The sequence below is a fragment of the Anaerovorax odorimutans genome, assembly GCF_024459955.1.
Classification (GTDB): domain Bacteria; phylum Bacillota; class Clostridia; order Peptostreptococcales; family Anaerovoracaceae; genus Hominibacterium; species Hominibacterium odorimutans_A.
The window spans coordinates 172003-183294 of record NZ_JANFXK010000007.1; the positions used below are offsets into that span (position 1 = coordinate 172003).

At 47.4% G+C, this 11292-nt stretch carries 11 protein-coding genes; 5 read left to right on the plus strand and 6 right to left on the minus strand.

The genetic code is table 11. The features are described from left to right. Window positions 1-55 precede the first annotated feature (55 nt). From NE619_RS08205 to NE619_RS08215, 3 genes are read left to right on the plus strand one after another with little or no spacing between them, the layout of a single operon-like run. Window positions 56-1528: a Na+/H+ antiporter NhaC family protein gene (locus NE619_RS08205; RefSeq protein ID WP_256131926.1), complete on the plus strand. Its 1473-nt coding sequence runs from the start codon at window positions 56-58 to the stop codon at window positions 1526-1528. A 15-nt stretch (window positions 1529-1543) separates the two neighbouring features. Beyond that, window positions 1544-2731, plus strand: a complete 1188-nt coding sequence (locus tag NE619_RS08210) for a PucR family transcriptional regulator (protein WP_256131927.1) — start codon at window positions 1544-1546, stop codon at window positions 2729-2731. Between the two features lie 10 nt (window positions 2732-2741). Then, window positions 2742-4013, plus strand: coding sequence for a cysteine desulfurase-like protein (locus NE619_RS08215; RefSeq protein ID WP_256131928.1), 1272 nt, complete (start codon window positions 2742-2744; stop codon window positions 4011-4013). A 104-nt stretch (window positions 4014-4117) separates the two neighbouring features. Here NE619_RS08215 and NE619_RS08220 read toward each other — a convergent pair whose 3' ends face one another. From NE619_RS08220 to prfA, 6 genes are all read right to left on the minus strand, one after another. Then, window positions 4118-4588: a DUF523 domain-containing protein gene (locus NE619_RS08220; protein WP_256131929.1), complete on the minus strand. Its 471-nt coding sequence runs from the start codon at window positions 4586-4588 to the stop codon at window positions 4118-4120. A 77-nt stretch (window positions 4589-4665) separates the two neighbouring features. Continuing rightward, the gene (gene tyrS / locus NE619_RS08225; RefSeq protein WP_256131930.1) at window positions 4666-5988 is read right to left on the minus strand and encodes a tyrosine--tRNA ligase; all 1323 of its coding nucleotides are present in this window, start codon (window positions 5986-5988) and stop codon (window positions 4666-4668) included. 13 nt (window positions 5989-6001) lie between these two features. Further along, entirely contained in the window at window positions 6002-6631 is a 630-nt protein-coding gene (gene upp, locus NE619_RS08230; RefSeq protein ID WP_256131931.1) for a uracil phosphoribosyltransferase, read from the minus strand. 140 nt (window positions 6632-6771) lie between these two features. Further along, the gene (rpiB, locus tag NE619_RS08235; RefSeq protein ID WP_256131932.1) at window positions 6772-7203 is read right to left on the minus strand and encodes a ribose 5-phosphate isomerase B; all 432 of its coding nucleotides are present in this window, start codon (window positions 7201-7203) and stop codon (window positions 6772-6774) included. Between the two features lie 18 nt (window positions 7204-7221). Next, a complete protein-coding gene (locus NE619_RS08240; protein WP_256131933.1) occupies window positions 7222-8226 on the minus strand; it encodes an L-threonylcarbamoyladenylate synthase in 1005 nt (334 codons plus the stop codon). Beyond that, complete coding sequence (gene prfA, locus NE619_RS08245) at window positions 8226-9287, minus strand: peptide chain release factor 1 (RefSeq protein WP_256131934.1); 1062 nt, start codon at window positions 9285-9287, stop codon at window positions 8226-8228. Before prfA ends, NE619_RS08240 begins: the two co-directional genes overlap by 1 nt. Window positions 9288-9526: 239 nt before the next feature. On the opposite strand from prfA, the gene NE619_RS08250 reads away from it, so the two are divergent. Then, window positions 9527-10330, plus strand: a complete 804-nt coding sequence (locus NE619_RS08250) for an arylamine N-acetyltransferase family protein (protein ID WP_256131935.1) — start codon at window positions 9527-9529, stop codon at window positions 10328-10330. Window positions 10331-10462: 132 nt separating this feature from the next. Continuing rightward, complete coding sequence (locus NE619_RS08255; RefSeq protein ID WP_256131936.1) at window positions 10463-11065, plus strand: helix-turn-helix transcriptional regulator; 603 nt, start codon at window positions 10463-10465, stop codon at window positions 11063-11065. Window positions 11066-11292 lie beyond the last annotated feature (227 nt).

The following is an 11292-nucleotide window of genomic DNA, read 5'->3' on the forward strand; positions in this document are numbered from 1 at the left end:
AATCGTGAAAGATGCTCGACCTGGCTCACATCGTATAAGTAAAAGGAGGCAGAAAATGAAACCACTTTTAATAATTGTGAAACTTTCACCAATATTTCTTCTCTGCGGTCTGGTAATGAAAGGGTTTGATACCTTAATGGCTGCCCCAATCGCTCTGCTTTACGCGGCAGTCATATGCTGGCTTACCACAAAAAGAAAAGTAATGGATATCTTGGAGAGCGCCTTGGGCGGTGTAAAAGATGCAATGATGGTCTTTTTTATTTTTATGTTAGCCTATGCGGTAGCGACATTCTTCATGACGACAGGCGTTGGCGCCAGCGTTATTTTAGCGGCAATTAAGCTGGGCGTAAGCGGCAGAAGCATTGCTGTTGTAGCATTTCTGGTGAGCTGCGTTCTATCAATGGCAACAGGAACTTCCTGGGGAACATTTGCGGCAACCATCCCAATTTTTATGTGGCTTGGACATATTGTAGGAGGAGATCCTGTAATGACAATGTGCGCATGTGCGGGCGGAGCTGCGTTTGGCGATAATGTAGCGCTTATTTCCGATACAACAATTATGACCTGTGCCATCCAGAAGGTTGAAGTCGTTGACCGGTTTAACAAGCAATTGGCATGGTCCCTTACAAACGTTGCCCTTGCATCTGTCCTGTTCTACATAGTCGGAATCGTAAAAGGACTGGCCACGGAAGCTGCCGAAGCTTCCAATGCAATTTCAGATATTCCCGCAAACGCATGGAGTACGCTGGAAGAAGAAAGGCCCGCGGCGGTTGAACTTCTTCATCAAGTAGAAGGTGGCAATATTCCTATTTGGATGATTATTCCCATCGTCATAATTATTGCCATGGCAGTTATGCATTTTCCTACCCTTGTTTGTCTGGCATCCGGTATTATAAGCGCGGCAGTTATGGGAGCCTTCATCGGAACAATTACCTCTTTCACGGAATTTACGCAGATGATGTACGACTCATTCGCCGATGCGGGAAGCTGGATCCTCATAATGGTTATGTGGGTCATTTTCTTCGGCGGAGTTATGCGGGAGATGGGCGCCTTCGAACCGTTAGCCAAGCTTTGCATGATGCTTTCAAGGAAGGTCAAGCATTTGATGTTTTGGAATGCGATTCTCTGTATTATCGGCAATATGCTTTTGTCCGATGACCAGGCGCAGATGGCAACCATGGGCCCTGTTATTAAGAACATTGTTGACGAAGGTGTTGAGGGAAGTGAAGAGGATCTGTACGATCTCAGATGCAGAAACGCTATGTACGGCGATGCCATCGGAGTCCTTGCAGGAGAGCTGATTCCCTGGCATGTATGCAACATCTATTATGTAGGGCTGACCGGCGCTGTATATCCCCTGGTTAAATTCGGAGCCTTTGATCTTATCCCTCTTAACTTCTTCGCATGGATTTCCGTGCTTTCACTGCTCGTTCTTACCCTTACAGGGTTAGACCGGTTTTTCCCGAAGTTTGGTCTTCCCAAAGAACCTGCGGTAAGGCTTAAGAAATATACAATCGAAGAAAAGTAGCTTAAAGGAGTTGATATGATAACGGTTCAGGATATAATGGCAGATCCCTTATTCAAAGGATTTCGGATCGTGGCAGGTCATAAGGGTCTATATAATGAGGTCCTGGGGACAGGAATCTTTGATTGGGAAGAGCCGGAAGATATGGCAAGGACCTTTTCGAGGAGAGAATTCATAATCACTACATTAAGTGAAGCCAAATACAGACCTGATGACTTGCTGCGAAGATTCAAAGCGCTTTTGGAGAAACACGCATCTGTCGTATGTATAAAAACACTTTTTTACAAGTCAGTACCCAAAGAAATCATCCGCTTAGCAAACGAAAAAAACGTCCCCATATTTTTATTTGAAGATACCTATACGGATGACATTATATTTGTTGTTAGAAACGCCCTTCAAGAGGATGTAACAAGAGATGTCGCGGCGGAGAAGATCGAAGACCTTCTTTTGAGCGAAGAACCATCCCGTGAAGAATCCGCGAAGGCTATGAAAAGGGCGAGCCCTTTTCTTTATGAACACTATCTTTGCATGTACGCGACGCCAAGATATCACAAAGACCAAAGGATTGGTACTCTGGTAGTCGAGCAATGTGAAAAAGCCAGAGAATATTTCCAAACACAGTGTTCAAATTTTGAAAACAGCTTTTCTGTTGCAATCAGGCTTAGAGATTCCTTTATCATTATATTTTCTATGAAAGCAGCAGATGAGCAGTCGGTTTTTCAGTCCGCAGAAAAAATTGTCCTGGCGTTGGACATGAGAAAAAAACTATTTATTGGTTTTAGCAATGTCCATCATAAACATAACGAGTTTAGCTTTGCGCTGAAAGAAAGCATGTACGCCAACATATCGGCTTCCGTGGACAGAGAGGCAACGCTTAAATACTGTGATCTTGGGATGGATTCGCTTCTTATTCCAATTTGCAACCACAGCTGGATCAGAACAGTTTATGAAAGGGAGGTAGATAAACTGAACGAGTACGACAGAAAACATAATGCTAGGCTGTTTGAAACTTTGATGACCTATGCCGAAAGCGAGGGAAGCATCTCCCTGACTGCGACAAAGATGCTCCAGCACGAAAATACGATCCGGCGCAGGTTGGAGAGAATAAGAACAATCATCGGAACAGATAAACCGGAGGATGCTTATGTACATATGTATCTCTTGGCAAGGCTCTATAAAATATTACAGGTTATGATAAATCTATAAGGAGGAACGAATGAAAAAAAATTTTAAATTTGACGTGGATTACATCAGACAGCAGTTTCCGGCGTTAGCAAAAACGGTAAACGGATATCAGGAAGCCTTTCTGGACGGACCCGGCGGGACACAGGTGCCGATCAGAGTGGCAAAGGCTGTATGCGACTACCTCTTTTACTACAACGCCAATGAAGAAGGCGCATTCAGAACATCCATCAGCAGTGACGAACTGGTTGTGAACTGCCGGAAGGTTTTTTCTGAGTTCTTTAACTGCGATCCTGAAGAAGTTGCTTTTGGCGAAAACACCTCTTCCAATAATTTTAAAATGGCTTTTTGTTTTGCAAGAATGTTTGAGCCCGGAGATGAAATTTTAATTACAAACATTGATCACGAGGCAAACCGGTCGCCATGGAGGCTTTTGGAACAGCTGGGGTTTGTTGTTAAGGTCGTAGATATTGACCCTGATACAATTACACTTGACTTTGAAGACTTTCAGTCAAAGCTTTCCCATAAGACTAAAATATTTGCAATCAACTGGGCCGCAAACTCATGCGGAACCATTACGGATGTTAAAAAATTTATTGCGGAAGCACATAAATATGGGGCAATTACAATCGTGGACTCCGTGCACTACGCACCTCACAAGATGATTGATGTTAAAGAGATCGACACCGATATTTTGCAGTGCTCCGCATACAAGTTCTTCGGGCCCCATCTTGGTGTTACATACTGCAAAAAGGAAATCGGCGATAAGTTGAATTCTACAAGAGTCCAGGCATATGATAACACGCAAATGCCTCTTAAGCTGGAAACCGGTACGCTGGCAATGGAGCTTGTGAACGGCGCGGCAGAAGCGGTTAAGTTTATCGCGGACGCAGGAAAGCACCATATGGAGCAGCTGGAAGACGAAGTTAAGGATTATTCGGGCCTGAGAAAAGAAATCGCAGCAGGAATGAAAGCCTTCGAATACTACGAGGATGAGCTGGCGGATGCCCTTAGAGCAAAGCTGCAGAATATCCCAGGGCTTAAAATTTACGGCCCGGGAGAAGGGGCTCCAAGAACGCCGACCGTTTCATTCAGGATCGAAGGAGTCCATGCGCATGACATTGCTGCTGCCCTCGCTGACAAGGGACTTAATGTTTGGGATGGAGACTATTATGCGATCGCAACCATAAGGGACGTCCTGGGCCTTGAGCCGGTCGGCGGACTGGTTCGGGTTGGATTCGCACCCTATAACCTTTTGTCAGAAGTTGACCGAGTGTACGAAGCAGTAAAAGAATTTGCGAAATAGCAGGAAAGCTTCAGACAGGTAATCCCACAACTATAAGATCAGCCGTCCGGCAGGAACTTCCTTCGCCGGGCGGCTGATTGTCATTCAATTCTATACCCGTTAATTTACTCGTTCTGCTCCAACTTTTCCAGCAATTTTTCCGCTTCGTCCAAATCTTCCTCAGCAAAGACCGTATAACCCGCCTTTCTCAGGTATTCTGCAGCCAGTCCCTGGCCTTCGATCTTGGTATCCGTAAAAGTACCGTCGTAGATAAACTTGCTGCCGCAGGACGGGCTGTCCTGTTTCATGATGGCAAAGGCAACCTGGTTTTCCTCTGCCCTCCGAAGTGCTTCCTCAGCGCCCAGGGTATATTCTCTGGTTACGTCTTCTCCGGTCTGGGCCATAACTTTGTCCCCAACCCTCTGGGAATCCGGTCTCGGAGTCGGCAGTCCGCCGAATACTTCCGGGCAGACAGGCACCAGCCGCCCTTCCTCCTTCCACTTCACGAACCTTGGGTCCGTTTCGGTAGTATCCCCGCCATCGTAGCGGACGATCTTTCCGCCGTAAAGGCATTCGCTCACTAAAATCTTTTTCATGTTGGACTCCTTTCCCGGTTTTGGGCCGATTAAACAAAAGAAGCTGCTGCGCAACAGCGCAGCAACCCCTAAGCATCCTATATTTCTACTACGTGGAACTTTTTCTTTCCCTTTTTGATGAGCAGCTTGCCATCTTCAAACATATCGGCAGTGATATTCATCTTTCTGTCCGTTACCTTTTCACCGGCAACCGTCAGGCCGCCCTGCTCGATGGTACGGAAACCCTCCGCATTGCTGGGAACCAGACCTAAAGTCTTGATCAGCGTAACAACGCCCATTCCCTCGCCCTCAAACTGAGCGCGGTCCATTTTGGTAGTCGGCATATTGTCCATAGATCCGCCGCCGCCAAAGGCCGCACGGGCGCCCTCCTGGGCCTTCTTCGCCTCTTCCTCGCCATGAACCAGCTTGGTAACCTCAAAGGCCAGGATTTCTTTTGCCTTATTCAGTTCCGCGTCTTTGAGGGAAGCCAACCGCTTCACTTCATCCATAGGCAGGAAGGTCAGCATGCGCAGACATTTTTCAACGTCAGCGTCGGCCACATTTCTCCAGTACTGGTAGAACTCATACGGGGAAGTTTTTTCCGCATTGAGCCACAGCGCGCCTTTCTGGGTCTTGCCCATCTTCTTTCCTTCGCTGGTGGTGAGCAGGGAGAAGGTCATGCCGTAAACCTGCTTGTCACAGGCTTTTCTGGTCAGTTCGATTCCTCCCAGAACGTTGGACCACTGGTCGTTTCCGCCGAACTGCATCTTGCAGTCGAAGTCTCTGGCCATAACCATGAAGTCGTAGCTCTGCATCAGCATATAGTTGAATTCCAGGAATGAAAGACCTTTTTCCATTCTCTGTTTAAAACACTCGGCGCGCAGCATATTGTTGACGCTGAAATGCTTTCCGATCTCCCGAATGAATTCAATATAGTTGAGGGGCAGCAGCCAGGAAGCGTTGTTGACGCAGACCGCTTTCCCCGGTTCGGGAGTTTTGTTCTCTTTTCCCGGGCTATATACGCCGTTGTTTCCGCTGTACTGCCATTCCTCATCAAAGTCGATGAATTTATCGAAAAGTTTTTTAAAGCAGTTGCAGTTATCCTGAATGGTATCCGGCGTCATCATCTGGCGCATATCGGTCCTGCCGGACGGGTCGCCGATCATTCCCGTACCGCCACCGATGAGAACCACCGGCGTATGACCGTATTTCTGCATGTACATCATAATGATGACCTGCATGAAATGGCCTACGTGCAGGCAGTCGGCCGTCGGGTCGAACCCGATATAAAATTTTATCTTTTCTTTTCCCAACAGCTCACGAATAGCTTCATCATCGGTAGTCTGCTCGATAAACCCTCTTTCCTTTAATACATCATATACGTTGGTATGTTCGCTAACATTATCAGGTATAAAATTCATTATTTTCCTCCAATTACTTTGTTCCGTACAGCCGGTCCCCTGCGTCCCCCAGACCTGGAACAATGTATGCGTTTTCATTTAATTTCTCATCCTTGGCAGCGATAAAGATATCTACGTCAGGATGGTCTTTCTGAAGCACCTCGATACCTTCCGGGGCAGCGATGAGGCACATGAAAATAATCCGTTTTCCGCCTCTTGCTTTGATAAAGTCGATGGCTGCGGATGCGCTTCCGCCGGTCGCCAGCATTGGGTCTACTACAAAGATTTCTCTCTTTTCAATGTCATTGGGGAGTTTGCAGTAATATTCAACAGGCTCGTGGGTATCGGGATCTCTGTAAAGCCCGACATGTCCGACCTTAGCATTGGGTACCAGCGCCAGCATACCGTCTACCATACCCAGCCCTGCTCTCAGAATCGGAACGATCGCAATGTCCTCACCTTTCAGCATATTAACGCTTGTATCGCAGATAGGCGTTGTGATCTTTACTTCTTCCAGCGGAAGTTTTCTCGTCGCCTCATAGCCCATCAGCATGGCAATCTCTTTCACCAGTTCGCGAAAATCCTTTACGCTGGTTTCAGCCATTCTGAGCATTGCTGTCTTGTGCTGAATTAACGGATGATCAAATACATATACATTACCCATAGTTTACCTCCCTCGCAGACCTGTTAAAGTCCTCTTGTGCTTCATTTTTTAGTGTGAATTGCGTTTAGCACATTCCGGCAGGCTGCTCTTTCAGCGCGGTCTGTCGGAACCGTGCGCCTATATTAATGCGGCCATTCGCATTAGTAACTGTTGAGCATATCGACGCGGCGCTGATGGCGGCCGCCTTCGAATTCCGTATCCAGCCACGCTGCGGTAATTGCCAGCGCAGTCTCAGTATCCGTGATTCTTCCGCCCATAGCTAAAATGTTGGAGTCATTGTGTCTTCTCGTCATTTCCGCCATATTGACATCCGTACAGAGTGAGCAGCGGATTCCCTTTACCTTATTGGCTGCGATGGAAATTCCGATGCCGGTGCCGCAGCATACGATGCCGCGGTCGGCCTTGCCGCCGGCCACAGCCTCACCACAGGCACGTCCGAACTGCGGATAATCCACAGATTCTTCCGAATTCGTTCCCAGATCCAGCACTTCGATTTCTCTGCTCTGCAAATATTTTTTTACTTCTTCTTTTAACTGATACCCGCCGTGGTCGCTGGCAATGGCTATTTTCATTGGCCTTCTCCTTTATATCTATACTCTTACAATATTGTATCCCGCCGATTTGAGCATCCGGTTCATTACGGCAAACCCCACTCCGTCGGTATCGCTCAAAGCTCCCGCCAGTATGAGATCCACGTTCTGCTTGTCCATCTCCCGCAGCTTTGCGAAAAAATCGTGCGCAGCTTCAATAAAAGCTCTCTCTTCAAAGAGAATGACGCCGACTTTATTGCCCATTTTTTCGTTGAGCACACGCAGCCGTTCGATCTCTGATTGTACCTTTTCTCGGCTGCCTTCAATTATCGTCATATCCGCCTTCGGCGCATAATGCTTGTACTTCATTCCCGGGGACTTGGGTTTGAATTCCTCGCTGCTGACATCCCTGGGCCGGTTGACGTACAGCGCCGGATCTACAGCCACTTTTTTACCAATAGCAGCTTCGATATTCTCCGCCGTTATCACGCCCGGTCTGAGGATCGTCGGCGTATCCCCGCTCACATCCAGAACTGTGGATTCAATTCCTACTCTGCAATCAGGGCCTTTTATAATGGCGTCTACTTTGCCGTTCAGGTCTTCAATCACATGTTCGGCTTTCGTAGGACTTGGCTTTCCCGATATATTGGCGCTGGGCGCTGCGATCGGGCAGCCGGCCCAGGTAATCAGATCCAAAGCGATCTTGCTGTCGGGCATACGCACACCTACCGTATCAAGCCCCCCTGTTGTTCTGTCAGGAACGTTTTCTTTGCGTTTTACTACCAGCGTCAGAGGTCCCGGCCAGAAATTTTCAATCAGCGCCACGATATCCGGGCTGAGCCGCGGCGTCAGCTGACCGATATCGCTGGCCCTTCCCACATGAACAATCATCGGATTGTCGCTGGGCCGTCCCTTCGCCTCGTAAACCCTGCCGACAGCCTCTTCATTGAGGGCGTCCGCCCCCAGTCCGTAAACTGTTTCTGTCGGGAAAGCGACCAGACCCCCGTCTTTAATGATCTGCGCCGCCAGCTTTATATCTTTTTCTGTTAATATTTTCGTATCCATTAGAAATTCTTCATCTTTTCCGCCTGGTCGTTTGTAATCAGGCCATCAATAATCTCATCCAAATCGCCGTCCAGAATGTAGTCCAGTTTGTAAAGGGTCACGCCAGTTCTGTGTTCCGAAACCCTGCCCTGAGGGAAATTGTAGGTCCGAATACGTTCGCTCCGGTCGCCTGTCCCTACCTGGCTCTTTCTCTGAGCGGAAATTTCATCATTCTGCTCCTGCATCTTCAAATCGTATAATCTCGATTTGAGGACTTTAAACGCCTTATCTTTATTCTTGATCTGGGATTTTTCATCCTGGCAGGTTACCACCAGTCCGGTCGGCTCATGGGTCAGCCGAACAGCTGAGTCGGTGGTGTTTACACACTGTCCGCCGTTTCCTGACGCACGGTACACATCTACACGCACATCGTTGGGGTTCAGGTCAACCTCTACATCGTCCACCTCCGGCAGCACAGCCACGGTGGCAGCAGACGTATGAACCCTGCCGCTGGATTCTGTCTCCGGCACTCTCTGTACCCGATGCGCTCCGCTCTCATATTTGAGCCTGGAATAAGCGCCTTTTCCCTTGATGAGCATAACGGCTTCTTTGATGCCGCCCAGCCCCGTGTCGTTTATCTCCATCAGCTCGGTCTTCCAGCCTTTTCTTTCCGCATATCTGCTGTACATGCGCAGGAGGTCGCTGCCGAAGAGGGCGGCTTCTTCTCCGCCGGTTCCCGCACGGACTTCCAGAATTACGTTTTTCTCATCGTTAGGGTCCTTCGGAAGAAGCAGGACTCTCAGATCTTCCTCCTGCTGTCCGATGGTCTCCTCTAATTCGGAGATTTCCATCTTGGCCAGCTCCCGCATCTCCTCGTCGCTCTCATCCAGCATTTCCTTGGCGTCGGCCAGCTCACCCTTCGCCTTCTTGTATTCTTTGTATTTCTTCACGATGGGTTCCATCTCGCCCATCTCTTTCACATACTTCTGCCATACCGGCTGATTGTTGATAATCTCCGGATCAGAAACCTTGTGTGAAAGCTCTTCATATTTTTCCAAAATGAAGTCTAATTTATCAAACATGTTTAACTCCCGCTACTCTGTATTTTTTGGGCTTTTACGCCCACTACTTCAACTTAATATTATAGCACCAAGTAAGAAAAAAAAAAACTATAAATTTGATTTCCCTCTGCGATTCCCGGTTTTTTTGTCATTTACCCCCGGATCGGCCTCTGCCCGCCCCGCTGCAAGCCTTGCCAGTTGACAGTCCGTACAGGCTTTTATACAATAAGCCTATCATTTATGAAAGTGAGGCCAAGCAAATGATATATAATGAAATAAACGGCGCTCCCATGTCGCAGGAAAAAATAGACGCTTATCTGAAGCGAATCGACATGCCTTTCCCTGAAAATTTAGATCTTGCTTATCTGTCACGCCTGCAGTGGTCACATATGTGTCACATTCCTTTTGAAAATCTGGACATCATGGCCGGCCTGCCGCTGTCGTTGAACCGGGAAGATCTTTATTGCAAGGTTATCGAACGCAGCCGGGGAGGCGTCTGTTCGGAACTCAATACGCTGTATAACTGGCTGCTGGAGTCCCTGGGTTTTGAAGTGGTCAGCTACAGTTCGCGCATCATTGCCAAAACCCTTCCAATCCAGACTCAGAGCCATCGGGTCATGGGCGTTCAGCTGGATGGAAAAACGTATCTCACGGACGTAGGTTTTAATTTTGAACACCATAGGATTCCTTTGCTGCTGGAAGAAAATTTGATCCAGCCGGACGGCGAATGTGAATATAAGCTTGTCCGTGATGAGTTCTGGGGATGGGTCATGTGGCAGAACCGCCCGGGTGAGGGATGGCGCAGAAAGCTGGGGTTCACTGAAGAGCCGCATATTGATCTGGACTTTGTCCCGGCTACTTTTTATGCATCCTCGCATCCCGACTCACGGATCAACAAATGCACAAAAGTATCTCTTTACATTGACAATCAGTTTTACGCCATTCGCTCCGGCTCTTTTTTAAGGGAACACGGCGGCGTGGAAGAAATCATTGAACCTGCTTTATCAAAGGAACGGGAGGGGGAGATTTTGAAGGATATCTTTGGGTTATCTGCGGGGGATTGATGGGGTTTTAAGTTATCACCCAGGGTATAATGTCCTAGGGTGTCCCAATGCCCGGTGCGACAGACACTATTGTCTCTTTTCAATATGAGGAAATTAGGTTAAAGTTATATTAGAAAGGAGGAGATTTAATCCATGAATGATTCTATCGGTGCAAGGATAAAGAGCTTAAGAGAAAAGCATAATATCACGTCACAGGATTTAGCCGACATGATTGGGTGCTCCAGAAAAACCATTCAAAGATATGAAAACGATGTTTATGAGCCCACCTATATAAATTTAGATAGGATGTCTAAAGCGTTCAACGTGTCGATAAATTATTTGATCGGAAAGGAGCAGGACGGCGACCTTGATTATGTAAAAGTCCATCAATTCTATAAGCGGTATAAATCTCTTTTTACTAATGAAATTCTTGAAAATGAAGATTACTATTGGATTTCCCTGGAAATAGCCGACGATGGAACGTACATACCCGGTTGTTATAGCTGTTGGGCTGGCTTTACTGAGGACAGTCCTCCGCAGGAGATCCGCGAGGCCAGACGGTTTATTCACTCCGATGTTCCTGCTGCTATTGAGCTGTGTACCCAGATAAAGGAGCCACCTATTATACTAAATAAAATCAGCGAAATCGGCCTTTTCTACATCTTTGGCGGACAAGCCATCGCCTCTTGCTCACTCTGTGATGAGCATATGCCTGAATTTGTAGGACCTTATCTGGCAGGATGGGATTTTGTTTAGGGCCAGAAGTATTTATCTATAAAGTGTTCTATTATGCTTACTTATAGTTTACATTCTATCTCCTATCAGTTATACTTCCATCAAGAGTTACCAGAGACACGGTGGACGGTTCGCCCCCTGCAAGGGAGGTGGTACGATGGTTACATATGATGCTTTGATTGCTTTTGGCACATGGGCACTCGTTGTAGTCGGAGTTATCGCCTTGTTTTCGAACAAGCGTTAGAATT